This is a genomic window from Cognatiluteimonas weifangensis (assembly GCF_003416885.1).
GTDB lineage: Bacteria > Pseudomonadota > Gammaproteobacteria > Xanthomonadales > Xanthomonadaceae > Cognatiluteimonas > Cognatiluteimonas weifangensis.
The window spans coordinates 235782-260770 of sequence record NZ_QVPD01000001.1 but is presented as its reverse complement, the minus strand read 5'-3'; the positions used below and the strand labels follow the sequence as shown (position 1 = coordinate 260770).

The window sequence follows — 24989 nt, the reverse complement described above, 5'->3', positions numbered from 1 at the left end:
GACCGTACCGGACACCGCATGACTGCAACCGACCCCGCTCCGCCCCTGGTTTCGCCGACGATCCGCCGCGCGACGCCGGCGGACGCGCAGGCGCTGGCGCGGATCGGTGCCGACACGTTCGTGGCCACCTTCGGCCACCTGTACCCGGACGAAGACCTGCAGGCGTTCCTCGCCGACAGCCATTCGTCGCAGGCGTATGCGCGCTACCTCGCCGATCCGCGCTACGCAGCGTGGCTGCTGGGGGATGCCGGCCGGGTGCTGGGCTACGCGCTGGCCGGGCCGGCCGGGTTGCCGCATCCGCAACTGGCGCCCGGCGACGGCGAGCTCAAGCGCCTGTACCTGCTGCCCGCGCTGCACAACGGCGGCTGGGGCGGGCGCCTGTTCGCCACCGCGCTGGACTGGCTGCAGCGCGACGGCCCGCGCACGCTGTGGATCAGCGTCTGGTCGCAGAACCACGGCGCGCAACGCTTCTACGCACGCCATGGTTTCGAGCAGGCCGGCGAATACGAGTTTCCGGTGGGCCGGGTGCGCGATCGCGAGTTCATCTTCCGGCGCCGCGCCGCCTCGGCATGAACCGCCGCGTCGTCCTGCTGCCCGGCCTGTGGATGCCCGGCGCGGCGATGCACTGGCTGTCCGCGCGGCTCCAGGCCGCCGGCTTCGCCCCGGAAGTCTTCGGCTACCGCAGCGTCGCCGACGGCCCGGACCTGGCGGTGCCGCGTCTGGTCGGGTTGCTGCAGGCCAGCCGCGCGCAGGGCGGTGCCGACATCCTTGCCCACAGCCTCGGCGGCCTGATCGCGCTGCAGGCCCTGTGCGAGGCGCCGCAGCTGCCGGTGGCGCGGGTGGTGTGCCTGGGCTCGCCATTGACCGGCAGCGGCGCGGCCAGCGGCATGCTGCGCTGGGCACCGGCGGCGACCCTGCTCGGGCGCAGTGCGGCGCTGCTGCAGCACGGCGTCGCCTGCTGGCAGGGCCGGGCCCAGGTCGGGGTGATCGCCGGGCGGGTGCCGCACGGCCTCGGCGCGCTGTTCGCCGGCTTTTCCGGCGAGCACGACGGCACCGTGGCGGTGGCGGAAACGCGGTTGCCGGGGCTGACCGACCATGTCGTGGTCGATGCCAGCCACAGCGGCCTGCTGTTTTCGGCGGCGGCGGCGGAACAGGCGATCGCGTTCCTGCGCGACGGCGGTTTCCGGCATCCGTAGCCGGGTGCGGCGCGGCGCGCGGCGGGCGGAAGATCCGCCCGCGCGCAGGGAAGCGGTAAAATCGCCGCCCCTTCCCGCAACTATCCGGAACTCCCATGGGCAGAGGCCCCTCCATCGAGGCCCGCAAGAACGCCGAGGACGCGCGGCGCGGCAAGATCTTCACCAAGATCATCCGCGAGATCTCCGTGGCGGCGCGCGCCGGCGGCGGCGACCCGGCCGGCAACCCGCGCCTGCGCGGCGCCATCGACAAGGGCCTGTCGGCGAACATGACCAAGGATGTGATCGAGCGTGCGATCAAGAAGGCGACCGGCGAGCTGGAGGGCGTGGAGTACGAGGAAATCCGCTACGAGGGCTACGCCCCGGGCGGCGTCGCGGTGATCGTGGACTGCCTCACCGACAACAAGGTGCGCACCGTGGCCGACGTGCGCCACGCCTTCGGCAAGTTCGGCGGCAACATGGGTACCGAGGGTTCGGTGGCCTTCATGTTCCACAAGCTTGGGGTGCTCAGCTACGCCGCCGGCGCCGACGAGGACGCCATCACCGAGGCCGCGATCGAGGCTGGCGCCGACGACGTGGTGGTGTACGACGACCGCGCGATCGACGTGGTCACCGCGCCGGAAGCGTTCGCGCAGGTCAAGGCGTCGATGGAGGGCGCCGGCCTGAAGCCGGCCATCGCCGAGATCACCATGCGCGCCGACAACAACGTGTCGGTCGAGGGCGAGAACGCCGAGCAGGTGGCCAAGCTGCTGCACTGGCTCGAGGACATGGACGACGTGCAGGCCGTGTACTCCAATGCCGACCTCGGCGCGGATGCCTACGCGTAACCGCGTAAGCTGGCCCCCGTGACCAGAATCCTCGGGATCGATCCCGGCTCGCAGCGCACCGGCATCGGCATCATCGACGTCGCCGCCGACGGCCGCTGCGCCTACGTCCACGCGCAGGCGCTGGTGCTGCTGGGCGCGGAGGATTTCCCCGCGCGCCTGGGATTGCTGTGCGAAGGCCTGGAGGCGCTGCTGGAGCAATGGCAGCCGCAGCAGGTCGCGATCGAAACGGTGTTCATGGACAAGTCCGCGACCTCGGCGCTCAAGCTCGGCCATGCCCGCGGCGCGGCGTTGGCGACGGTGGTGCGCCGGCACCTGCCGGTCAGCGAATACGCGCCGCGCTTGATCAAGCAGTCGCTGGTCGGCCGCGGCGCTGCGGACAAGGTGCAGGTGCAGCACATGGTGCGGTTGCTGCTCAATCTGGCCGACACCCGGCTGCAGGCCGACGCCGCCGACGCCCTGGCGGTGGCGTTGACCCACGCGCACATGAGCGCGACCGCCGCGCGGAGCGGCGTCAGCGCGGCCCTGATGCGGAGAAGATGATGGCGGCCTCCAACCCGTTGCTCCCCGCCGCAGTCGCCGGCCGTTGCCGGCCGTCGCGGATCCTGCGGCCCCGCCCGCGCGACGCCATGCCCGGAGGCCATCCGTGATCGGCCGGCTCAAGGGGATCCTGGCGCACAAGCAGCCGCCGTGGCTGATCGTCGACGTCGGCGGCGTCGGCTACGAGCTGGAAGCGCCGATGAGCACTTTCTACGACCTGCCGGACGTGGGCCGCGAGGTGTCGTTGTTCACCCATTACGCGCAGAAGGAAGACAGCGTGGCGCTGTACGGCTTCCTGCGCGAGGGCGAGCGACGGCTGTTCCGCGACCTGCAGAAGGTGTCCGGCATCGGCGCGAAGATCGCGCTGGCGGTGCTGTCCGGCGCCAGCGTGGGCGAGTTCGCGCGGCTGCTGCAGGCCGGCGACGTGGCCGCGCTCACCCGCATCCCCGGCATCGGCAAGAAGACCGCCGAGCGCATGCTGGTGGAGCTGCGCGACCGCGTCGCGGGCCACGAATGGGGTGGCGTCGAGGTCGGCGCGCCCACAGCCGCCGGCGCACCCGCCGACGCCCAGGGCGAGGCCACGATCGCGCTGCAGCAACTGGGCTACAAGCCGGCCGAAGCCGCGCGCATGGCGCGCGATGCGACCGGCGCCGGCGACGATGCCGCCACCATCATCCGCAAGGCGCTACAGTCCGCGCTGCGCTGAGCGGCGCCGCGGCCCAGGAAGCCCGATGTCCACACAGAACCCACCCGTGCAGGCCGTCGCCGGCACGCATGGCAACGGCAATGTCGGCCTGGCCGGACTGATGGTCGGTGCCGTCGGCGTCGTCTTCGGCGACATCGGTACCAGCCCGCTGTACACGCTGAAGGAAGCCTTCAGCCCGCACTACGGCCTGACCGCCAACCACGACACCGTGCTCGGGATCCTGTCGCTGGTGTTCTGGGCGCTGACGATCGTGGTCACGCTCAAGTACGTCACCATCATCATGCGCGCCGACAACGAAGGCGAGGGCGGCATCATGGCGCTGATGGCGCTGGCGCAGCGCACGCTCTCCCTCGGCTCGCGGCCGGCGTTCGCGGTCGGCATCGTCGGCATCCTCGGCGCCTCGCTGTTCTTCGGCGACGGCGTGATCACGCCGGCGATCTCGGTGCTGTCGGCGATCGAAGGCCTGGGGGTGGTGGCGCCCGGGCTGCACCACTGGATCGTGCCGCTGACGGTGATCGTGCTGCTGGCGCTGTTCATGGCCCAGCGTTTCGGCACCGCCAGCGTGGGCAAGGTATTCGGCCCGGTGATGGTGTTGTGGTTCGTGGTACTGGCGACGATCGGGGTGGCCAATATCCTGCACGCGCCGCAGGTGCTGCAGGCGATGAACCCGGCCTGGGCGGCGCGCTTCTTCGTCGTCCACCACTGGCACGGCATCTTCATCCTCGGCGCGGTGGTGCTGGCGGTCACCGGCGGCGAGGCGCTGTACACCGACATGGGGCATTTCGGCGCGAAGCCGATCCGCCGGGCCTGGTATTTCTTCGTGCTGCCGGCGTTGATGCTCAACTACCTCGGCCAGGGCGCGCTGGTGCTGGAGGACCCGGCCGCGATCCGCAACCCGTTCTACATCGGCGTGCCGGAATGGGGGCGCTGGCCGATGCTGGTGCTGGCCACGGCCGCCACGGTGATCGCCTCGCAGGCGGTGATCACCGGTGCCTACTCGATCGCGCGCCAGGCGATGCAGCTGGGCTACATCCCGCGCATGCGCATCGTCCACACCTCGCGCGAAACCATCGGCCAGATCTACGTGCCGGCGGTCAACTGGTTCCTGATGGTACTGGTGCTGGCGCTGGTGCTGAGCTTCCGCACCTCCTCCAACCTGGCGGTGGTGTACGGCATTTCGGTGTCGCTGACGATGTTCATCGACACCCTGCTGCTGGTGCTGGTGGCGCGCAAGCTGTGGCCGCGGCAGCGCTGGTGGGTGTTGCCGTTGTGCCTGCTCTTCATCTCGATCGAATCCGCGTTCGTCGTCGCCAACGGCGGCAAGCTGATGCAGGGCGGCTGGTTCCCGGTGGTGCTGGGGATCGTGCTGTTCACCCTGCTGCGCACCTGGCGCCGCGGCCGCGCGCTGCTGTACGCGGAACTGCGCAAGGAAGGCATCCAGATCGACAGCTTCCTGCCGGGGCTGATGCTGGCGCCGCCGGTGCGGGTGCCGGGCACGGCGATCTTCCTGGTTGCGCAGCAGGGCATGGTGCCGCAGGCGTTGCTGCACAACCTCAAGCACAACAAGGTGCTGCACGAGCGCAACGTGTTCCTGACCGTGGAGACGTTGAGCGTGCCGTACGCGCCGCACGACCGGCGCATGGCGATCGACCCGATCGGCGAGGATTTCTACCGCATCGTGCTGCGCTTCGGGTTCATGGAGACGCCGGACGTGCCGCTGGCGCTGATGCGCTCGTGCGACCGCTCCGACGTCAGCTTCGATCCGATGGACACGACCTATTTCGCCAGCCGCGAGAACGTGGTGGCCGGCCGCCATCGCGGCATGCCGATCTGGCGCGACCGGCTGTTCGCGATCATGCACCGCAACGCGGCCTCGGCCACCGGGTTCTTCCGGATCCCGGGCAACCGGCTGGTGGAGCTGGGAGCGCAGGTGGAGATCTGAACGGCCGGGGTTCCAGCGGGGCGCCGACCACCGCGGGCGGCGCCGATGTGCGAGCATGGATGCGGTTTCCCGCGCCCCGCACCCCTCCCTTGTCCGGCTGCAAATGACCGAAGACCGCATCATCGCCGCCGCCGCCACCCGCGAGGACGAGGCCGCCGAGGCCTCGATCCGGCCGCAGCGGCTGGACGAATACCTCGGCCAGCAGCCGGTGCGCGAGCAGCTCGGGATCTACATCGAGGCGGCGAAAAAACGCGGCGAGGCGCTCGACCACGTGCTGATCTTCGGCCCGCCCGGGCTGGGCAAGACCACGCTCAGCCACGTCATCGCCAACGAGCTGGGCGTCGGCCTGCGCGTGACCTCCGGCCCGGTGATCGAGAAAGCCGGCGACCTGGCCGCATTGCTGACCAACCTGCAGCCGCACGACGTGCTGTTCATCGACGAGATCCATCGTCTCTCGCCGGTGGTCGAGGAAGTGCTGTACCCGGCGATGGAGGACTACCAGATCGACATCATGATCGGCGAGGGCCCGGCCGCGCGCTCGATCAAGCTCGACCTGCCGCCGTTCACCCTGGTCGGCGCCACCACCCGCGCCGGGTTGCTGACCGCGCCGCTGCGCGACCGCTTCGGCATCGTCCAGCGGCTGGAGTTCTACGGGGTCGAGGACCTGACCCGGATCGTGCGCCGCTCGGCGCGGATCCTGGGCATCGACTGCGCCGGCGACGGCGCCGGCGAGATCGCGCGGCGCGCGCGCGGCACCCCGCGCATCGCCAACCGGCTGCTGCGGCGGGTGCGCGATTTCGCCCAGGTGCGCGCCGCCGGGCACATCGACCGCGCGGTCGCCGACGCGGCAATGAAGATGTTGAAGGTCGATCCGGAAGGCTTCGACGAACTCGACCGGCGCCTGCTGCGCACCGTGGTGGAGTCCTTCGACGGCGGCCCGGTCGGGGTCGAGTCGCTGGCGGCGGCGCTGAGCGAGGAGCGCGGCACGCTCGAGGACGTGGTCGAGCCGTTCCTGATCCAGCAGGGCTACCTGGTGCGCAGCGCGCGCGGCCGCATGGCCACCGCCAAGGCCTACCGGCACCTCGGTCTGCCGCCCCGGGCCGGCGCCTCGGAGCTGTTCGAACCCGATCCGGCCGCGGATGCAAGTGGCGCCTGATTCCGTGTTCAGTTGGCCGACACGGGTGTACTGGGAGGATACCGACGCCGGCGGCGTGGTCTATCACGCGCAGTACCTGGCGTTCCTCGAGCGCGCCCGCAGCGAGTGGCTGCGCGCGCGCGGGCAAGGCCAGGAGTGGCTGCGCCGCGAGCACGACCTGGTGTTCGCGGTGCGCGCGATGCGGATCGACTTCCGCCTGCCGGCCCGGCTGGACGATGCGCTGGAGGTCACGGTCGCGCTGCTGCAATGCCGCCGTGCCAGCCTGACGCTCGCGCAGACGGTGCGGCGCGAGGGCGCGTTGCTGCTGGAGGCGCAGGTGCGGGTGGCGGCGCTGGGCGCCGGCGACTTCCGCCCGCGCGCGATCCCGGCGCCGCTGTACCAGGCATTGAAATCGCTCGAAACCACCGATCCGAGGCAAGACACCGATGGAGCGTGACGCATGATTCCCTTGCTGGCTGCCCTGCAGGCCGCGGCCGAACCGCTGCCGGAAGACGCGCCCGCCAACGCGGCGCAGGCCGTCGCCGGCACCGCGCCCGCCGTCGCCCACAACGGCATCGACATGCTGGCGCTGGCGCTGCATGCCAGTCTGCCGGTGCAACTGGTGATGCTGCTGTTGCTGTTCGCCTCGGTCGCCTCCTGGGTGATCATCTTCCGCAAGAAGCGCGTGCTCGACCGCGCCGAGCGCGAGGCCGACGGCTTCGAGGAGCGCTTCTGGTCGGGCACGGAATTGTCCAGGCTCTACGCCGGCGCCACCGAGCGCAACCGCGAGGTCGGCGGCCTGGAGGCGATCTTCGAGGGCGGGTTCCGCGAATTCGACCGCGTCCGCCAGCGCCGCGGCATGGATGCGCGGGCCCGGCTCGAGGGCGCGCAGCGGGCGATGCGCGCCGCCGCCTCGCGCGAGCTCGACGGCCTGGAGCGCAACCTGGAGTTCCTCGCCAACGTCGGCTCGATCGCGCCCTACGTCGGCCTGTTCGGCACCGTGTGGGGGATCATGGTCTCGTTCCAGGGCCTGGCCAACGTCAAGGAAGCGACGATCGCCACCGTCGCGCCGGGCATCTCCGAGGCGCTGATCGCCACCGCAATGGGCCTGTTCGCGGCGATTCCCGCGGTCTGGGCCTACAACCGCTTCGCCACCAAGGTCGAGCGCATGAGCGTGCGTTACGACACTTTTTCCGAGGAATTCTCCTCGATCCTGCAGCGGCAGGCGCACGCGGACGACTAGCCGATGGCGCCGCGCGCGGGACAACGGGAAGGGACGGAGCGCAATTCTGTGGCAGGAGTCCGGGTCCTGGCGGCAGCCGTCGGCGCGACATTCACTTCGACCTTTCCCGCCGACGCCTCGAGAGGATTTCTGCCATGGCCATGACCGCCACCGGGCGCCGCATCCGCAAGCGCAAACTCAAGGCGGAAATCAACGTCGTGCCCTACATCGACGTGATGCTGGTGCTGCTGATCATCTTCATGGTCACCGCGCCGCTGCTGAATCTGGGCGTGGACGTCAAGCTGCCGCAGGTTGCCGCGGCGACGGTCGAGCAGCCCAAGCAGCAGGTGGTGGTGCAGGTCGCCGACGACGGCGCGTTGTCGCTGATCCAGCGCGACGAGCACGGCGCCACCAGCAAGCTGGCGCTGGAGGAGGAGGCGCTGATCGATCGCGTCCGCGCCTTCCGTGCCGCCAATCCCGCGCTGGTGGTGTTCGTCGCCGGCGACGGCGCCGCGCGCTACGACACGGTGCTCGCCATCCTGCAGCGCCTGCGCACCGACGCCGGGGTCGAAAAAGCGACGCTGCTGACCAGCGCGCCGGAGCCGACGCGCCCGTGAGGGAAACCCGCGCCGACACCCGGGCCGCGGTCGTCAGCGCGCTGGCGCTGCACGCGCTGTTGTTCGCGCTGCTGTTCGCCGGGCTGTGGTGGACGCGGACGAACGCGCCGGCGTCGGCGGCCGGACCGGCGATCGAGGCCGACCTGGTCGACCCGGCTGCGCTGTCGGCGCCGCTGCGCCGCGCCCTCGACGCGCCAGCCGAGGCGCCGCCCCCGCAGCCGGCTGCCGCCGCGCCGCCGCAGCCGCAACCCGAACCCAGGCCGCAGGACGCGCCGCTGCCGCCGCAACCCCAGGCGCAGGAACGCCTTGCCGAGCCGGACGTGCGCGAGCAGGCCCGGGTCGAGCGCGACGCCGAGGCGGCGCAGCGCGCCGCCCGCGAGCAGGAGGAAAAACGCCGCCAGGAACAGATCGACCTGACGCAGCGCCAGCGCCAGGCCGCCGCCGAACAGCAACGCCGGCTGGCGCAGCAGCGCGAGCTGCAGGACAAGCTGGACCGGATCCGCGCCGAGCGCGCCCGCGCGCAGCGCGAGGCCGACCTCGCCGAGCAGAAACTCCGGCAGCTGGCCGACGCGCGGTCGCGCAATGCCGCCGAAACCGCGGCGTCCGCCAGCCCGCCGCCGGGCAACGAGGGCGCCGACCAGGCCCTGCTGGGCCAGTACGTCCTCGCTATCCAGCGCGCGGTGGAGAGCAACTGGACGCGCCCGGACAACATCCCCGCCGGCGCGGCCTGCCGGGTCCTGATCGTGCAATTGCCCGGCGGCGAGGTCCTCAGCGCCGAGGTCGATCCCAGCTGCCCCTACGACGAGCTCGGTCGACGCTCGGTCGAAGCCGCCGTGCTGCGCGCGCAACCGCTGCCCTATGCCGGATTCGAGCGGGTGTTCCGCCGCCGCCTCAACTTCACCTTCCGGCCCTCGAACTAGTCGCGGCGCGGTCATCCGGGCGCAAAACGCGGCCGGTAATTTCCGTCGGGTTACGGCTCCATTCATCTTTGAGGTGGCCTTCACGACCAAGCTGTTAACAATCCTGACTGCCCCCTCCCCGGAAGTGCCGATGAACCCTGCCTCGCGCCGGCTGGTCCCCCTGCTGCTGCTTGTGGCCGCCCTGCTGTTGCCGCTGACCGCGGCGGCCCAGGAACAGGGCCTGGAAATCGACATCGTCGGCGGCAATGCCGCGGCGCTGCCGATCGCGGTGGTGCCGATGCCCTACCAGGGCGCTGCCGCCATGCCGGGAACCGACGTCGCCGCGGTGGTCCGCGCCGACCTGGACCGTTCGGGCCAGTTCCGCAGCCTGCCCGAGCGCGACCTGGTCGAGCGTCCGACCCGCGGCAGCGAGGTCAACTACCCGACCTGGCGGCTGCTGAAGCAGGATTTCCTGGTGGTCGGGCGGGTGCTGGACGCCGGCGCCGGCAGCTACCGGGTCGAGTACGAGTTGTTCGACGTCGCCCGGCAGCAGCGCCTGCTCGGCTTCGCCCTGACCGCGCGCAGCAACGCCCTGCGCGATGTCGCCCACCAGATCGCCGACGCGATCTACGAGAAGGTGCTCGGCGTGCGCGGCGCGTTCTGGACGCGGATCGCCTACGTCACCGCCTCGGGCGTCGGCAAGGGCAGCCGCTACGCGCTGATGGTCGCCGATGCCGACGGCTGGAACCCGCAGACCGTGGTGCGCTCGGGCGAGCCGCTGCTGTCGCCGGCGTGGAGCCCGGACGGGCGCAAGCTGGCCTATGTCAGCTTCGAGCGCGGCAATTCCTCGATCTACATCCAGGACATCGCCAGCGGTGCGCGCGAGCTGGTCGCCAGTTTCCGCGGCATCAATGGCGCCCCGAACTTCTCTCCCGACGGCCGTCGCCTGGCGCTGACCCTGTCCAAGTCCGGCAACCCCGAGATCTACGTGATGGATCTGGGCAGCAAGGCGCTGACCCGGATCACCAACCAGATGGGGATCGACACCGAGCCGGTGTGGAGCGCCGACGGCGCCACCCTGTATTTCACCTCCGACCGCGGCGGCCGCCCGCAGATCTACCAGGTGTCCGCCAGCGGCGGCGGCGCCAGCCGGGTCACCTTCCAGGGCAGCTACAACGCCACCGCGACGGTGTCCTTCGACGGCAAGAAGCTCGCCATGGCCCAGGGCAACGGCAACAACTACCGGATCGCGCTGATGGACCGCAGCCTGGGGTCGCCGCGCTGGTCGCTGCTCTCGCCCGGCTCGCTGGACGAGTCGCCGAGTTTCGCCCCCAACGCCAGCATGGTGCTGTACGCCGCGCGCGAAGGCGGGCGCGGCGTACTGTATGCGGTCTCGGCCGACGCCCGGGTGCGCCAGCGCCTGGTGCTGGCCGACGGTGACGTGCGCGAACCGGCCTGGGGCCCGTACCGGCAGCCGCGCTGAGCGCGCCGCCCACCGCGACCGGAATCGGCAAGTTTCCACAGCCAGCTTTCACCAGCCAGCTGTTCCACAGCAAGAAAACGAGGAAGGAACGACGATGAACACGCCCACCCGAGTACTGTTGACCGCGCTGATGTGCGCCGCGGCCGTTGCCTGCTCCAAGAAGGTCAAGGAAGCTCCGCCGGTCGAGACCGGTCCCAGCACCGCCCCGGTCACCGAGCCGGCGCCGAGCACCGGCATGTACGGCCCCGAGGACCTGGATACCGACGCCTGCCTGCGCCAGCGCGTGGTGTATTTCGATTTCGACCAGGACGCGCTGCGGCCGGAGTTCCAGGCGGCGATGGCCTGCCACGCCAAGTACCTGCGCGACCGCCCGTCCTCGCGCATGAGCCTGGAAGGCAACGCCGACGAGCGCGGCAGCCGCGAGTACAACCTCGGCCTGGGCGAGCGCCGCGGCAACGCGGTGTCTTCCGCGCTGCAGGCCAACGGCGGCGCCGGCAGCCAGATCACCGTGGTCAGCTACGGCGAGGAACGCCCGACCTGCACCGAGTCCAGCGAGGACTGCTGGGCCAAGAACCGCCGCGTCGAGATCGTCTACACGGCCAAGTAAGGCGAAGGATGCGGTGCCGGGAGCCGGCGGATGCCGTTCCCGGCACCGCGTCGCAGGGCCCTCGCCACGGCGAGGGCCGCAAGCCCCCGTCACCGGGGGCTTTCTGTTTCCGTTCCGCTTCGATGGACTAGAGTGCAGCCATGAACACACCCCGCATCCCGCTTCTGGCCGGCGCGCCCTTGCTTGGCGCACTGCTGCTCGGCGCACTGTCGCTCGCCACCGCCCTGCCGGCGACGGCGCAGCGCGCCAGCCTCGCCGAGCGCGTGGCCGCGCTGGAGCAGCAGGCCGCCAACCACCAGGGCAATGTCGACCTGCTCAACCAGGTCACCGCGCTCAAGGCCGAAGTGCAGGCGCTGCGCGCGCAACTGGAGGAGCTGCAGCACCAGCAGCAGCAATGGCGCGACAGCAGCCGCAACCAGTATCTGGACCTGGACGGCCGCCTCAACCGGCTCGAGGGCGGCGCTCCGCCGGCGACGCCCGCCGCGGCTCCGGCAACGACGCCCGCCGCCGCGAAGCCGGTGACCGGGTCCGAGCGGCCCCCGGCGGTGCACGGCGACGCCGGTACGCTGGCCCGGGGCGAGGGCGAGCGCGCAGCCTACGAGGCCGCCTTCGAGGTGCTCAAGGCCGGCCGCTATGCCGACTCGGCGCAGGCGTTCCAGGACTTCCTGCAGCGCTACCCGGGCGGTGCCTGGGCGCCCAATGCGCTGTACTGGCTCGGCGAGAGCTACTACGTCACCCAGAACTACGCGCTGGCGCAGCAGCAGTTCCAGGCCCTGCTGGACCGCTATCCGACCCACGACAAGGCGCCGGGCGCGCTGCTCAAGGTCGGCCTGTCGCAATACGGCCTGCGGCAGCTGGAGGCCGCCGAGGCGACCCTGGCGCAGGTGCTGCAGCGCTACCCCGGCACCGACGCCGCGCGCACCGCCGACGACCGCCTGCACGCGATCCGGCTCAACGCGCTGCGCTGACCGGCCGCCGGCGGCAGGCCCGGGTAAAATGGCGGCGTGAACACTGTCGCGCCCGCAGCGACCGTCGCCGCGGCGGCGGATCGGCTCCGCATCACCGAGATCTTCCTGTCGTTGCAGGGCGAGGCCCGCGACGCCGGCTGGCCGAGCGTGTTCGTGCGCCTGACCGGCTGCCCGCTGCGCTGCCGGTACTGCGATACCACCTACGCCTTCCACGGCGGGCAGTGGCTGGGGATCGACGCGATCCTGGCGGAAGTGGCCCGCCATGGCGTGCGACACGTCTGCGTCACCGGCGGCGAGCCGCTGGCGCAGAAGCGCTGTATCGGCCTGCTGCAGCGGCTGTGCGATGCCGAATACGCGGTATCGCTGGAAACCTCGGGTGCGATGGATATTTCCGCGGTGGACCCGCGCGTCTCGCGCGTGCTCGACATCAAGACTCCGGGCTCGGGCGAGGTCGCGCGCAACCTGTGGTCGAACCTGCCGCTGCTGACCGCGCACGACCAGGTCAAGTTCGTGATCTGCGACCGCGCCGACTTCGACTGGGCCTGCACAGTGGTCGCCGAACGCAAGCTGCACGAGCGCTGCGATGTGCTGTTCTCGCCGAGCGCCGCGCAGCTGCCGGCCCGCGAGCTGGCCGACTGGATCGTGGCCGACCGCCCGCCGGTGCGCTTCCAGCTGCAACTGCACAAGGTCCTGTGGGGCGCGGAGCCGGGGCGATGACTTCTTGCCGTCATTGCCGCGCAAGCGGGGAATTTCGGTGGGCGCACGGCCCTCGCGCGGGTGCCCTTGCGGCTACTGGATCGAAGCCGCCGGCGTCCCGCTTTCGCGGGGACGGCGTGCAGGAACCGCGAGGTTTCCATCGATCCGCCGCCATCGCGGCCGTGCCGACATGAAAAAAGCGGTCGTTCTCGTCTCCGGAGGCATGGACTCGGCCGTGGTGCTGGCGCTGGCCCGCGAGCAGGGCTATGCGACGCATGCGCTGAGCGTGCGCTACGGCCAGCGCCACACCTCCGAACTGGACGCCGCCGCGCGCGTGGCGCGCGCGCTGGGCGCGGTCGCGCACAAGACCGTGGCGGTGGATCTGGCCAGCATCGGCGGCTCGGCGCTCACCGATGCCGGCATCGCGGTGCCCGAGGACCGCGACGGCCACGAGATCGGCACCGCCATCCCGGTGACCTACGTGCCGGCGCGCAACACCATCATGCTGTCGCTGGCGCTGGGCTGGGCCGAGGTACTGGGCAGCGCCGACTTGTTCTGCGGGGTCAACGCGGTCGACTACTCGGGTTACCCGGACTGCCGGCCCGAGTTCATCGAGGCCTTCCGGCAGCTCGCGAACGTCGCCACCAAGGCCGGTGTCGAGGGCGTGGGTTTCCGCGTGCACGCGCCGCTGTTGCGGCTGTCCAAGGCCGACATCGTGCGCGAGGGCCTGCGCCTGGGCGTGGATTTCGCGCAGACCGTGTCCTGCTACCAGGCCGATGCCGACGGCCGCGCCTGCGGCCATTGCGACGCCTGCCGGCTGCGCGCGCAGGGCTTCGCTGCGGCCGGCGTCGCCGATCCGACGCGTTATCGCCCGTAAGGCAGCCAGGGCTGCGCTAGAATCCGTCTCCGCGCCACGCGCGCCTCCGTGGGCCGTTAGCTCAGTCGGTAGAGCATCGGACTTTTAATCCGCTGGTCGCTGGTTCGATCCCAGCACGGCCCACCAGTGTTCTGCAGCCGGTCTCCGAATCGGCCTCAATCCGCTGGTCGCTGGTTCGATCCCGGCACGGCTCACCATCGCCATGAATTCCTTCTCCCCGCGTGCGGGGAGAAGGTGCCCGCAGGGCGGATGAGGGGCCGGCGGAGCGGTCGCCCTCGCCGCTGTTCCTCTCCCCGCAAGCGAGGCGCGGGAAGCCTGCGGCGAGGTGAGGGAAGTCCGCGTGGAGTGAGGGAGACCTAGGCGGGTGCGGGAACGCGCGCGCCGACGACCGGTGGCTGCAGCGGTCGTGCCGATTGGCCATAGTGGCGGGACCTCGAGCCCCAGGAGGCGCCATGACCCCGGATCCCCAGCACGACGCCAGCGTCGCCAAGCAACTGTTCCTCGGCGAGATCCTCGAGGAGCGCCTGTTTCCCTATCCGCAGATCCGCGCGCGCGACCGCGAGATGCTGGGGGCGATGACCGACGCCATCGACCAGTTCCTGGGCGAGCGCGCCGGCGACCTCAAGCACTACGACCGCATCGCCGAGCAGCCGCCGGAGTTTCTCCAGGCGCTGCGCGACATGGGCCTGTTCGGGCTGATCATCCCCGAGGGATACGGCGGCCTGGCGCTGTCCAATGGTGCCTACGCGCGCGTGCTCGCCCAGACCAGCAGCCACGACAGCTCGGTGTCGCTGACCATCGGCGCGCACAGTTCGATCGGCATGAAGGGGCTGCTGCTGTTCGGCAGCGACGAGCAGAAGCGGCGCTACCTGCCCGGGCTCGCCAGCGGCGAGCTGATCGCGGCGTTCTGCCTGACCGAAGCCGGCGCCGGTTCCGATGCCGCCTCGATCCGCACCCGGGCGACGCGCAACGACGACGGCAGCTGGACGCTGAGCGGCGAGAAGATCTGGATCACCAACGGCGGCATCGCCGACTTCTACACCGTGTTCGCACGCACCGACACGCCCGAGGGCAGGATCACCGCGTTCCTGGTCGAGGCCGGCTGGGCGGGCGTGAGCCACGGCCCGCACGAGGACAAGATGGGGATCCGCGCGTCCTCGACCACCACCGTCGCCTTCGACGACGTGCGGGTGCCGGCGGAAAACGTGCTCGGCCCGGTCGGCAAGGGCTTCAAGGTGGCGATGAGCATCCTCAACAGCGGTCGCACCGGCCTGGGCGGCGGCGCGGTCGGCGGGATGAAGGCGCTGCTGCGGCTGGCCACCGCGCAGGCGCAGCAGCGCGAGCAGTTCGGCAAGCCGATCGCGGAGTTCGGCCTGGTGCGCGAGAAGATCGCGCAGATGACGCTGGACTGCTTCGCCGCCGAGAGCACGGTGTGGATGGTCGCGCATCTGATCGACAGCGGTAGCGCCGATTACTCGGTGGAAGCGGCGATCAGCAAGGTGTTCGCCAGCGAGGCGATCCAGCGTGCGGCGTACGAGGCGCTGCAGATCGCGGCCGGCAACGGTTTCATGCGCGAGTTCCCGTACGAGCAGATCGCCCGCGACAGCCGCATCCTGTCGATCTTCGAGGGCACCAACGAGATCCTGCGCCTGTACGTCGCGCTGTCCGGGCTCAAGGACGTGGGGGCGGGCCTGAGCGAGTTGCAGGCGGCGGCGGGACAGATCTTCAACGACCCGATCAAGGGGTTCGGCGTGCTTGGCGGCTACACCGGCCGGCGCATGCGCGAGGCCACCGGCTACGGCATCGACCGGATCCGCCATCCGCTGCCGCCGGCGCTGCGCCGGCTGGCGACGACCTGCGAGAAGTACACGGTCGAGCTGTCGAAGGCTTCCGACCGGCTGCTGCGGCGCCACGGCAAGCAGATCGCCGACCGGCAGCACGCGCAGAAGCGCATCGCCGACATCGCCATCGACCTGTTCGTCGGCCTGTGCGTGCTGTCGCGTGCCGCCAGCCTGGTGGCGCAGTCGCACCCGGCCGCGGACGATGCGGTGGCGATCGCCGGCCTGTTCGCGCGGCAGGCGCGCCGGCGCATGGCGCGCAACGTGCGCGGGCTGGAGCGCAACGAGGACGAGGCGATCGAGCGCCTGGCGGTGGCGACCCTGGCGCGCGGCGGCTACGGCTGGGACGTGATCTGAGCCGTGCGGCGCGTGCGGCGTGCAGTCCCCTCATGCGGGCGCGGGGCTGCCCGCCAGCGGCCGCCGTTGCGCGTCCAGGTCGATGCTGCGCTCGGCCAGGGCCGGCCACACGCGCAGCGCATGGCGGCTGACGCGCTCGAAAAACTGCACGAAGCGCAGCACCTGCGCCTGCGACATCGCCTGCCGGCCGGGGTGCTGCGCCTGCAGCGTCTGCTCCTGCTGCCAGCGCCACTGCGGCACGACCTCGAACCCGGGACCGCGCAGCAGCAGCAGCCGCGGCAGTCGCGCCCACAGCGGCGGGTAGTCGCGCGCCAGCGCGTCGTTGCTCCAGCGCCGCCAGCGGCCGTGCGGATCCTCGTCGCGCTCCAGCGCATTGAGCGGCGCGACCAGTTCGGCCGGCGCCTGCGGCGGCACCTTCAGGAACCAGCCCTCGAACAGGACCAGGTCGGCGTGCGCCACCCGCGGCCATTGCGATTCGGGCAGGCGGTCGTCGGCGATCTTGTCGAAGCGCGGCAACGCCGCGGTGCGGCCCTCGCGCAGCGCGTCGAGCACCGCGCAGGCGAGCGCGGCGTCGTGGCTGCCGGGCGCGCCGCGGGTCGCGCACAGCGGATGCACCTCGCGACCCAGGCGCTGTCGCTCGCCATGGCCGAAATAAAAGTCGTCGATCGACAGCGGCACCACCCGCAAGCCGCGTTGTGCGCCCAGCGCGGCGACCTGCGCCGACAGGGTCGATTTGCCGGTGCCCTGCAACCCGGCGAGGGCGTAGATGCGGCTGTCGCCGGCGAGCGCGGCGTCCAGGATCGCGGCCACGAAGGATGCGTCGTAGCCGTGGCCGGGGGGGTGGGCTGCGGCGTCGGAGGCCGGATGCGCGAGGGTTGCCATCGCGCGACAATACCGCAATGGACGACACCGATCTGTACGCCCAGGCCCTGGCCGAGTTCGACCGATTGTTCGAGGAGGCGGCGCGCGCCGGCGAGCCGGACCGCACCGCGATGACGCTCGCCACCGCCACCCTGGACGCGCGGCCGTCGGCGCGCACGGTGTTGCTGAAAGGGGTCGATGCGCGCGGCTTCGTGTTCTACACGCACCTGGACGGACGCAAGGGCCGCGAGCTGCAGGCCAATCCGTACGCCGCGTTGCTGTTCCACTGGCCGCGGGTGCGCCAGGGCGTGCAGGTGCGGATCGAGGGCCGGGTGCACACGGTGCCCGACGAGGAGGCCGACGCCTATTTCGCCACCCGCCCGCGCGGCAGCCAGCTCGGCGCCTGGGCGTCGTTGCAGTCGGAGACGCTGGACAGCCGCGAGGCTTTCGCGCAGCGCCTGGCGCAGGTCGAGGCCCGGTTCGAGGGCCGCGCCGTGCCGCGGCCGCCGCGCTGGACCGGGTTCCGGGTGCGGCCGCGCTGGATCGAGTTCTGGTACGGCGCCGAATTCCGCCTGCACGAGCGCTGGCTGTACGAGCGCGACGTCGCCGGGGCGTGGTCGAAGCGGATGCTCTATCCCTGAAGGTGCAGCCGGGCGCAGGAGCGGCATGAGCCGCGCTGCTCGTCCGCGTGGGGGCGGATCGCGACTTGCGTCGTTCCTGTGCGTCGCTCCCGCCGCTCGCGGCTACAAGGGGTAGAGATCGCGGCTGAACTGCAGGCTCGCGGCCGTGCCGCCCTGCGGGACCACGGTGACCTCGAAGCGCAAGGTGTCGGGCAGCGTGGTGCTGGCGGTGCCGATGTAGTCGATCAGCCCGTCGATCCGCAATTCGCGCATCGCCAGCGGTTCGCGGCCACCGGTCAGGCCGGCCACCGTGGCGGTGACCGCGGCCGGCAGCGCGCTTGCGCTGGCGTCCGGGCCCTGGCGCACCGACACCAGCAGCAGCGCCGTGCCGGGATCGCGCGCGATGCCGTAGCGGCGCGCGACCGCGGCGTCGAGCTGCGCCGTCTGCACCGCACTGGCGCGGATGGTGACGTCGCCCACGCGCACGACCGCATCGCCCTGGCTGCCGGCCGCATCGGCCGACGACGCGGGCGTGGTGGGCACGGGTGCCGTCGCCGTGCCGGTGCAGGCGGCGAGGATGCCCAGCGACAGGGCGGCAAGAACGGAACGTATGGCTGGCATGCGGGACTCCGGCGGCGCGGCCGCTCAGTCGTTGGCGGCGGACAGTTGCCGGCCGCGCTGTGTGGCGGCATGGATCGCGCGCGCGACCAGGGCGGCGAAGCCGCCGGCCTCGAAGGTCTCGATCGCGGCCTGGGTAGTGCCGCCGGGCGAGGTCACGCGGCGCCGCAGGTCGGCGGCCTCGGCATCGCCCGCGGTGAGCATGCGCGCGGCGCCGAGGATCGTCTGCAGCACCAGCGTGCGCGCCGCCTCGGCCGGCAGGCCCTCGGCTACCGCCGCCGCCTGCATCGCCTCGGCCAGCAGGAACACGTAGGCCGGGCCACTGCCGGAGACGGCGGTGACCGCGTCCATCTTCGCCTCGTCGGTCAGCCACACGGTCTCGCCGGCGGCCGCCAGCAGCGTTTCCGCACGCCGGCAGCCGGCGGCGTCGACCTGCGGGTTGGCGTACAGGCCGGTGACGCCCGCGCCGAGCAGCGCCGGGGTGTTGGGCATGCAGCGCACCACCGCGATCTCGCCGCCGAGCCAGCGCTGCAGTTGCGCGGCGGTGATGCCGGCGGCGATCGACACCACCAGCGGCCGCGCGGCCTGCGCCTGCGGCGCCAGGGCCTCGCACACGCCGCGCAGCACCTGCGGCTTCACCGCCAGCACCCAGGTGGCGGCACCGGCGACCGCCTGCGCGTTGTCGGCCAGCGCCGCCACGCCGAAGTCGCGCTGCAGCCCGGCGCGCAGGTCCGCCACCGGTTCGGCCACGCGGATCGCGGCCGCGGGCGTGCCGCGCGCGACCAGGCCGCCGATCAGGCTGCGCGCCATGTTGCCGCCGCCAATGAAGGCGATGGCGCCGGCGGAGGTCGGAGCAGGGGAAGCGGAAAGCGGAGAGGCAGTCATCGGCGGCCGAATGCGACGGGGTAATGGTGCGATGGTATTGCATCCCCGCACGGCGCACGGCGGTGCGGACCTCGCCGGGCCGCCGGGGGGCGGCCTAGTCCGGGCGCCCGTCTTGCGGTTGCCGGACCCGCGGCCCGAACAGCGCAGTGCCGACCCGGACCATGGTCGCGCCCTCGGCGACGGCGAGGGCGGCATCCTCGCTCATCCCCATCGACAGCGTGTCGGCCTGAGGGTAGGCCGCGCGCAGCTGCTCGAACAGCCCGCGCATGCGCGCGAACGCGGCGCGGCGGCGCTCGGGATCCGGCAGCGGCGCCGGAATCGCCATCAGCCCGCGCAGCGCCAGCCGCGGCTGCGCGGCAATCGCGGCGGCCAGCGCCGGCACCTGGTCGGGGCGGCAGCCGTGCTTGCTGGCTTCGTCGTCGATGTTGACCTGGACCAGCACGTTCAGCGGCGCGCGCGCGGAGTCGCGGTGCGCGGCCAGCGCGGCCACCAGCTTGGCCCGGTCCAGCGACTGCACCCAGTCGAACAGCGCCGCCGCCTCGCGCGCCTTGTTGGATTGCAGGTGGCCGATCAGGTGCCATTCCAGGTCCGGATCCGCCAGCGCCGCCTGCTTGGCCTGCGCCTCCTGCACGTAGTTCTCGCCGAACGCGGGCCACTGCCCGGGCCGTTCGCGGCGCCAGGCCGCGGCCAGTTCCGCGACCGCGGTCGCGCTCTGGAACTTGCTCACGGCCAATAATCGCGGCGATGGCCGCCCCGCCCGTCGTGCCGCGTTATCAAGCTGTTGCAGCAGGTCGTGCAAGGCATGCGCGAGCACGTCGGGGCATCCTGTGAATGGGCGGTTTGCGGGGGCCGGGGGCCTCCGGTTTCCGCCTATACTGCCGACGGCAGGCATTCCATGCCAGCCGTGGCGTTTCGATTAAGCTGGTTGCAGTCGGTGCAGGGGAGCACGCATGGATATCGCCGAGCTGTTGGCGTTTTCGGTCAAGAACAAGGCTTCCGACCTGCATCTGTCGGCGGGTCTGCCGCCGATGATCCGGGTCGACGGCGACGTGCGCCGGATCAACATCCCGGCGCTGGACCACAAGCAGGTGCACGCGCTGGTCTACGACATCATGTCGGACAAGCAGCGCCGCGACTACGAGGAATTCCTCGAGGTCGACTTCTCCTTCGAGATCCCCGGCCTGGCGCGTTTCCGCGTCAACGCCTTCAACCAGAACCGCGGCGCCGGCGCCGTGTTCCGCACCGTGCCCTCGGAAGTGCTGACGCTCGAGGACCTGGGCTGCCCGCGCATCTTCAAGGAGCTGATCGACCAGCCGCAGGGCCTGATCCTGGTGACCGGGCCGACCGGCTCGGGCAAGTCGACCACGCTGGCGGCGATGGTCGACAACATCAACAAGGAAGAGTACGGCCACATCCTCACCATCGAGGATCCGATCGAGTTCGTGCACACCGCGCAGAAGTGCCTGATCAACCAGCGCGAGGTGCACCGCGACACCCACGGCTTCAACGAGGCGTTGCGCAGCGCGTTGCGCGAGGACCCCGACTACATCCTGGTCGGCGAAATGCGCGACATCGAGACCATCCGCCTGGCGCTAACTGCGGCGGAAACCGGCCACCTGGTGTTCGCCACCCTGCATACCTCGTCGGCGGCCAAGACCATCGACCGCATCATCGACGTGTTCCCCGCCGGCGAGAAGCCGATGGTGCGCTCGATGCTGTCCGAATCGCTGCGCGCGGTGATCAGCCAGGCGCTGCTGAAGAAGGTCGGCGGCGGTCGCACCGCGGCGTGGGAGATCATGGTCGGCACCCCGGCCATCCGCAACCTGATCCGCGAGGACAAGGTCGCGCAGATGTATTCGTCGATCCAGACCGGCCAGCAGTACGGCATGATGACCCTGGACCAGCACCTGCAGGACCTGGTCAAGCGCGCCGTGGTCACGCGTCAGCAGGCGCGCGAGTACGCCAAGGACAAGCGGTTGTTCGAGTGACCGCGACGGCAACGACGGCCGGATCGCGACAAGGCACGGCTAGCCACCGGTCCGCAGGCCGGTGGAATGGAGCAAAGCAATGAGCAGCATCGATTTCACCTCGTTCCTCAAGCTGATGGCGCACCAGAAGGCGTCGGACCTGTTCATCACCGCCGGCATGCCGCCGTCGATGAAGGTCCACGGCAAGATCTCGCCGATCACCCAGAACCCGCTGACGCCGCAGCAGTCGCGCGACCTGGTGCTGAACGTGATGACGCCGCAGCAACGCGAAGAGTTCGAGAAGACCCACGAGTGCAATTTCGCGATCGGCGTGTCCGGCGTCGGCCGCTTCCGCGTCTCGTGCTTCTACCAGCGCAACCAGGTCGGCATGGTGCTGCGCCGGATCGAGACCAAGATCCCGACGGTCGAGGAACTGAATCTGCCGCCGATCATCAAGACGCTGGCGATGACCAAGCGCGGCATCATCCTGTTCGTCGGCGCCACCGGCACCGGCAAGTCGACCTCGCTGGCGGCGATGATCGGCTACCGCAACCAGAATTCGACTGGGCACATCATCACCATCGAGGACCCGATCGAGTTCGTGCACAAGCACGAAGGCTGCATCATCACCCAGCGCGAGGTCGGCATCGACACCGACAGCTGGGACGCAGCGCTCAGGAACACCCTGCGCCAGGCGCCGGACGTGATCATGATCGGCGAGATCCGCACCCGCGAGGGCATGGACCATGCCATCGCCTTCGCCGAGACCGGCCACCTGGTGCTGTGCACCCTGCACGCCAACAACGCCAACCAGGCGATGGACCGCATCATCAACTTCTTCCCGGAAGACCGCCGCGGCCAGCTGTTGATGGACCTGTCGCTGAACCTCAAGGGCGTGGTCGCGCAGCAGCTGATCCCGACCCCGGACGGCAAGGGCCGGCGGGTGGCGATGGAGATCCTGCTGGGCACGCCGCTGGTGCAGGACTACATCCGCGACGGCGAGATCCACAAGCTCAAGGAAGTGATGAAGGAATCCACCAACCTGGGCATGAAGACCTTCGACCAGGCGCTGTTCGAGCTGTACCAGGCCGGCGAGATCAGCTACGAGGATGCGCTGCGCTACGCCGACTCGGCCAACGAGGTGCGTCTGCGGATCAAGCTGGCGCAGGGCGGCGACGCCAAGACCTTGGCGCAGGGGCTGGACGGGGTCGAGGTCGCCGAGGCGCGCTAGGCCACGGGGGGCGGCGGGCGCCGCTGCGCGCCGGCATCCCCAGCTTTTCCATCAGCGCCAGCGCGTCGAACGGCGCATGCACCTTGGCGTCGTTGTCGAAGTAGCAGTAGACGTCGCGGCGGCGGCGCGCGACCGGCCGCGCGCCGCCGATGAGGCGCGCGTCGTCCGGCTGGCCGCCATCGGCCCAGGTGCGGATCCGCGCCGCCCAGCGCTCCAGCGCGGCATCCGAATAACCGCTGGCGTAGAGCTCGGTGTCGCCGTGCAGGCGCAGGTAGAGGAAGCCGGCGGTGATGTCCTCGAAGTACGGCCATTTGCCCGCGGTATCGGCCACCGCCAGCGCCACCCCGTGCCTGCGCAGCAGCGCGACGAAGGCGGGATCGCCGAAGCTCGGATGCCGCACTTCGACGACGTGCCGCAAGCGTCGCTTGCGGTCGATCGCCAGTGCGCTGCGCCCGCGCATTCGGGCGACGTCGCGGCGGCGCGCCAATGCCAGCGCCTGCGCGCTGTCGCGCGGCAACTTCTCCAGGAAGCCGTCGATCGACGCCGGGTCGAAGCGCAGGCTCGGCGGAAGCTGCCACAGGATCGGGCCGAGCTTGGCGTGCAGCCGCAATATCCCGGAAGCGAAGAAGTTGGCCAGCGCCTTGTCGGCATCGCGCAGCCGCAGCACGTGGGTGATGTAGCGCGGGGCCTTGACCGCGAACACGAAGCCGGGCGGGGTGGCGTCGCGCCAGGACGAATAGCTGCGCGGGGTCTGCAGCGAGTAGAACGAACCGTTGATCTCAATGCTGCCGAAGCAGGCGGCGGCGTATTCCAGCTCCCGCCGCTGCCCCAGTCCCGCGGGATAGAACACGCCGCGCCACGGCCGATAGCGCCAGCCGGAAATGCCGATGCGGATCGCCATGCCGCGATGCTGGCGGCACGGTCGTGGCCGGCGCGTGATCGGCGGCGCAGCGACAACCGGCCCCGGTCCTGCACGACAACCGCGACCCCGACCCTGGCCCGATATGGCTTTCGATCCTGCCGGTGGAAAGCCGGGTCGCTTATTCCCGCGCTGCTGGCGGAGCCGCGTACTGCGACAGGCCCAGCGTTTCCAGCCCCTGCTCGAAGCGGATGTCGACCGGGATCCCGGCACCGTCGAGTTTCTTCAGGTCGCCGGCGAGTTCGGGGCCGATCACGCCGAGGGTGTCGGTCAGCTGCCTGGCCTGCGCATAGTCGCCGTCGCCCTGCACGGTGAGCAGCTTTTCGCCGAGCGCATTCATCGCCACATGCATCTTGTCGAAGTCGACGCGATAGCGGCCGCTCCGCGGGTCGCGCGCGAAAGCGCCGCGCTCGGCGAAGAAGTTGAAGCGCAGCATGTTGGCCTTGGCGTGCGCGTCGGTGGCGCCGAAGCGCACCGAGCGCAGGATGCCGGCGAGGAACGTGACGTAGTTGTCCAGCAGCTTCGACTTGTCCAGCTCGCCCTTGTTGGCCAGCGCGTCGACCATGTACAGCCCGAGCACGTCGGCCTTGCCCTCTTCGAAGCTCGATGCGTAATCCTTCAGCGCTTCGGACACCGTGCCCTTGCCGTCGAGGGTGTTCTTGATCCCGAGCCCGTGCGCGACCTCGTGGAACATGGTGTTCTGGAAGAACGCGTCGAAGGTGACGTTGGCGACCTGGTCCTGCGCGATCAGTTGCCTGGCGATCGGCACCATGATGGCGTCGAACTTGGCCTGCATGACGTTCTCGAGCTGCAGCCGGCGGGTGCCCTTCCGCAGCTGCACCTGCTCGTCGTTGGGCAGGTTGATGGCGATGGTCTTGGCGCCGACATTGGCGTTGCCGCCGTAGTACACGGCCGCGTAGGCGTTGAGGTCGGCGTCGGAGCCGGGCGTTTCGGCCTTGTACTTGTCCGCGACCGGCAGGCCGCGCTGCAGCTCCGGCAGGAACGCGGCGAAGCGCGCCAGCTTCGCGCTCCAGGCCTGGTCCTTGACCAGCACCACGCCCTCGTACGCGGCCTTGTAGCCGAACAGCTGGTCCTCGTAGGTTTCGATCGGGCCGATCACGATGTCCACGGGATTGGACTTCATGTCCATCCACGCCAGGTCGCTGGGCTGGAAGTCGTCGCTGAGCAGGGCGTCGGCGCGCATCGACAGGTAGTTGGCGAAGGACTTGTCGGCGCTGGCCGCCGCGGCTTCGCGCAGCAGCGCCGCCGCACGTTCCAGGTCGGCCTTGTAGGCGACATGGTAGGGCACGGTGACGAGCTTGCCGGCGTCGTCGCGGCGCAGCAGCGTGTACCAGGAAGTCTTGTCCGGCAGGTTCGCGGCCTCGAACTCCGCCTTGGTCATGTCGGCCGGATAGAAGGTGCTGCCGGCCGGTCGCGGACCGATTCCCGGCAGCAGCGGCGTGTCGGCGTTGAGCCGGTCCCAGGGGCCGAAGTTGAGCGCGACCAGGTCCCGGGTGGCGGCGTCCGGTGCGCGCGCCAGCAGCGCGGCGCGGTCGCCGTCCCAGGACTGCTGCCAGTAGAGGTCGTTCATCACCTCGCTGGCCTGCACCAGCAGCGCGATCATGCGCTTGCCGTTTTCGTCGAAAGCCGACAGGTCGGCTTTCAGCGGCACGGTCGCGTAGTCGCCGGCGTGCTGTCGGGCGTAGCTGCCCTGTGCGGCAGGTGGCGCCGCGCCTTCGGCGGAAGCGGCGGGTGCTGCGTCGCGCTGGCAACCCGTCGTCGCCGCGGCGAGGGCGGCGAGGAGGCAGGCGACCAGCAGGCGGCGGTGGGCCCGCAGGCGGCTCGGGATGGGCATGGCAGGCTCCGCTCAGGGGGAAGACCGCCATCCTAGCGTCGCCGACGGGATGGCGTTTGCCGGGCTGTCCGCAATCCTGGACAGGTTGCGTTCATACAAGGCCATCGGGCCGCCGGCCACGGTGGCAGC

The 24989-nt window shown here is 70.8% G+C and carries 26 protein-coding genes and 1 tRNA gene; 21 read left to right on the top strand and 6 right to left on the bottom strand.

Annotation, left to right across the window (positions count from 1 at the left end; all coding sequences use genetic code 11):
- Positions 1-18 precede the first annotated feature (18 nt).
- The 18 genes from D0Y53_RS01230 (at position 19) to D0Y53_RS01145 (ending at position 15904) form a co-directional block, all read left to right on the top strand.
- Positions 19-573, top strand: a complete 555-nt coding sequence (locus D0Y53_RS01230; RefSeq protein WP_117201290.1) for a GNAT family N-acetyltransferase — start codon at positions 19-21, stop codon at positions 571-573.
- Positions 570-1196, top strand: a complete 627-nt coding sequence (locus tag D0Y53_RS01225) for an esterase/lipase family protein (RefSeq protein WP_117201289.1) — start codon at positions 570-572, stop codon at positions 1194-1196. Before D0Y53_RS01230 ends, D0Y53_RS01225 begins: the two co-directional genes overlap by 4 nt.
- A gap of 95 nt (positions 1197-1291) precedes the next feature.
- Entirely contained in the window at positions 1292-2020 is a 729-nt protein-coding gene (locus D0Y53_RS01220) for a YebC/PmpR family DNA-binding transcriptional regulator (RefSeq protein WP_117201288.1), read from the top strand.
- An 18-nt stretch (positions 2021-2038) separates the two neighbouring features.
- Positions 2039-2560, top strand: a complete 522-nt coding sequence (ruvC, locus tag D0Y53_RS01215; RefSeq protein ID WP_117201287.1) for a crossover junction endodeoxyribonuclease RuvC — start codon at positions 2039-2041, stop codon at positions 2558-2560.
- A 103-nt stretch (positions 2561-2663) separates the two neighbouring features.
- On the top strand, positions 2664-3263 hold the full coding sequence (gene ruvA, locus D0Y53_RS01210; protein ID WP_117201286.1) for a Holliday junction branch migration protein RuvA: 600 nt from the start codon (positions 2664-2666) through the stop codon (positions 3261-3263).
- A gap of 100 nt (positions 3264-3363) precedes the next feature.
- Positions 3364-5205, top strand: coding sequence for a potassium transporter Kup (locus D0Y53_RS01205; RefSeq protein ID WP_233511600.1), 1842 nt, complete (start codon positions 3364-3366; stop codon positions 5203-5205).
- Positions 5206-5308: 103 nt separating this feature from the next.
- On the top strand, positions 5309-6361 hold the full coding sequence (gene ruvB / locus D0Y53_RS01200) for a Holliday junction branch migration DNA helicase RuvB (RefSeq protein ID WP_117201284.1): 1053 nt from the start codon (positions 5309-5311) through the stop codon (positions 6359-6361).
- Positions 6345-6797, top strand: a complete 453-nt coding sequence (gene ybgC, locus D0Y53_RS01195) for a tol-pal system-associated acyl-CoA thioesterase (RefSeq protein WP_117201283.1) — start codon at positions 6345-6347, stop codon at positions 6795-6797. The genes ruvB and ybgC overlap by 17 nt, the downstream gene beginning before the upstream one ends.
- Positions 6798-6800: 3 nt before the next feature.
- On the top strand, positions 6801-7583 hold the full coding sequence (tolQ, locus tag D0Y53_RS01190) for a protein TolQ (protein ID WP_117201282.1): 783 nt from the start codon (positions 6801-6803) through the stop codon (positions 7581-7583).
- Between the two features lie 134 nt (positions 7584-7717).
- Positions 7718-8179 (top strand): ExbD/TolR family protein, encoded by a 462-nt coding sequence (locus D0Y53_RS01185; RefSeq protein ID WP_233511583.1) that lies wholly within the window; start codon positions 7718-7720, stop codon positions 8177-8179.
- Positions 8176-9099: a TonB C-terminal domain-containing protein gene (locus tag D0Y53_RS01180; RefSeq protein ID WP_117201281.1), complete on the top strand. Its 924-nt coding sequence runs from the start codon at positions 8176-8178 to the stop codon at positions 9097-9099. Before D0Y53_RS01185 ends, D0Y53_RS01180 begins: the two co-directional genes overlap by 4 nt.
- A gap of 130 nt (positions 9100-9229) precedes the next feature.
- The gene (gene tolB, locus D0Y53_RS01175; protein WP_117201280.1) at positions 9230-10561 is read left to right on the top strand and encodes a Tol-Pal system beta propeller repeat protein TolB; all 1332 of its coding nucleotides are present in this window, start codon (positions 9230-9232) and stop codon (positions 10559-10561) included.
- Positions 10562-10655: 94 nt separating this feature from the next.
- A complete protein-coding gene (gene pal / locus D0Y53_RS01170) occupies positions 10656-11168 on the top strand; it encodes a peptidoglycan-associated lipoprotein Pal (protein ID WP_117201279.1) in 513 nt (170 codons plus the stop codon).
- A gap of 140 nt (positions 11169-11308) precedes the next feature.
- Positions 11309-12136 (top strand): tol-pal system protein YbgF, encoded by an 828-nt coding sequence (gene ybgF / locus D0Y53_RS01165; RefSeq protein ID WP_199491980.1) that lies wholly within the window; start codon positions 11309-11311, stop codon positions 12134-12136.
- A 36-nt stretch (positions 12137-12172) separates the two neighbouring features.
- Positions 12173-12853 carry a 7-carboxy-7-deazaguanine synthase QueE gene (queE, locus tag D0Y53_RS01160; protein ID WP_117201278.1) on the top strand — a complete coding sequence of 227 codons (681 nt, stop codon included), beginning with the start codon at positions 12173-12175 and terminating at the stop codon, positions 12851-12853.
- Positions 12854-13022: 169 nt separating this feature from the next.
- The gene (queC, locus tag D0Y53_RS01155) at positions 13023-13709 is read left to right on the top strand and encodes a 7-cyano-7-deazaguanine synthase QueC (protein ID WP_117201277.1); all 687 of its coding nucleotides are present in this window, start codon (positions 13023-13025) and stop codon (positions 13707-13709) included.
- Positions 13710-13759: 50 nt separating this feature from the next.
- A tRNA-Lys gene (locus tag D0Y53_RS01150) sits at positions 13760-13835 on the top strand.
- Positions 13836-14161: 326 nt separating this feature from the next.
- Positions 14162-15904 (top strand): acyl-CoA dehydrogenase family protein, encoded by a 1743-nt coding sequence (locus D0Y53_RS01145; RefSeq protein WP_117201276.1) that lies wholly within the window; start codon positions 14162-14164, stop codon positions 15902-15904.
- Positions 15905-15934: 30 nt separating this feature from the next.
- On the opposite strand, the gene D0Y53_RS01140 is transcribed toward D0Y53_RS01145, so the two are convergent.
- Entirely contained in the window at positions 15935-16786 is an 852-nt protein-coding gene (locus tag D0Y53_RS01140; protein WP_233511582.1) for a kinase, read from the bottom strand.
- Between the two features lie 17 nt (positions 16787-16803).
- On the opposite strand from D0Y53_RS01140, the gene pdxH reads away from it, so the two are divergent.
- A complete protein-coding gene (gene pdxH / locus D0Y53_RS01135; RefSeq protein WP_117201275.1) occupies positions 16804-17406 on the top strand; it encodes a pyridoxamine 5'-phosphate oxidase in 603 nt (200 codons plus the stop codon).
- Between the two features lie 102 nt (positions 17407-17508).
- On the opposite strand, the gene D0Y53_RS01130 is transcribed toward pdxH, so the two are convergent.
- The 3 genes from D0Y53_RS01130 to D0Y53_RS01120 all read right to left on the bottom strand — a co-directional run bounded on the left by D0Y53_RS01130 (position 17509) and on the right by D0Y53_RS01120 (position 19702).
- Complete coding sequence (locus D0Y53_RS01130) at positions 17509-18006, bottom strand: DUF4426 domain-containing protein (protein WP_117201274.1); 498 nt, start codon at positions 18004-18006, stop codon at positions 17509-17511.
- 24 nt (positions 18007-18030) lie between these two features.
- A complete protein-coding gene (gene proC / locus D0Y53_RS01125) occupies positions 18031-18888 on the bottom strand; it encodes a pyrroline-5-carboxylate reductase (protein WP_117201273.1) in 858 nt (285 codons plus the stop codon).
- 94 nt (positions 18889-18982) lie between these two features.
- Positions 18983-19702, bottom strand: a complete 720-nt coding sequence (locus tag D0Y53_RS01120) for a YggS family pyridoxal phosphate-dependent enzyme (RefSeq protein WP_386724318.1) — start codon at positions 19700-19702, stop codon at positions 18983-18985.
- Positions 19703-19838: 136 nt separating this feature from the next.
- Here D0Y53_RS01120 and D0Y53_RS01115 point away from each other — a divergent pair, with 136 nt between their 5' ends.
- Together D0Y53_RS01115 and D0Y53_RS01110 are read left to right on the top strand one after the other, a co-directional pair.
- Entirely contained in the window at positions 19839-20876 is a 1038-nt protein-coding gene (locus tag D0Y53_RS01115; RefSeq protein WP_117201271.1) for a type IV pilus twitching motility protein PilT, read from the top strand.
- A 79-nt stretch (positions 20877-20955) separates the two neighbouring features.
- Positions 20956-22086, top strand: coding sequence for a PilT/PilU family type 4a pilus ATPase (locus D0Y53_RS01110; RefSeq protein WP_117201270.1), 1131 nt, complete (start codon positions 20956-20958; stop codon positions 22084-22086).
- On the opposite strand, the gene D0Y53_RS01105 is transcribed toward D0Y53_RS01110, so the two are convergent.
- Both D0Y53_RS01105 and D0Y53_RS01100 read right to left on the bottom strand, forming a co-directional pair.
- Positions 22010-22987: a DUF72 domain-containing protein gene (locus D0Y53_RS01105; RefSeq protein ID WP_117201269.1), complete on the bottom strand. Its 978-nt coding sequence runs from the start codon at positions 22985-22987 to the stop codon at positions 22010-22012. The genes D0Y53_RS01110 and D0Y53_RS01105 overlap by 77 nt on opposite strands.
- Positions 22988-23126: 139 nt before the next feature.
- Positions 23127-24860 (bottom strand): dipeptidyl-peptidase 3 family protein, encoded by a 1734-nt coding sequence (locus D0Y53_RS01100; protein WP_117201268.1) that lies wholly within the window; start codon positions 24858-24860, stop codon positions 23127-23129.
- Between the last annotated feature and the right edge of the window lie 129 nt (positions 24861-24989).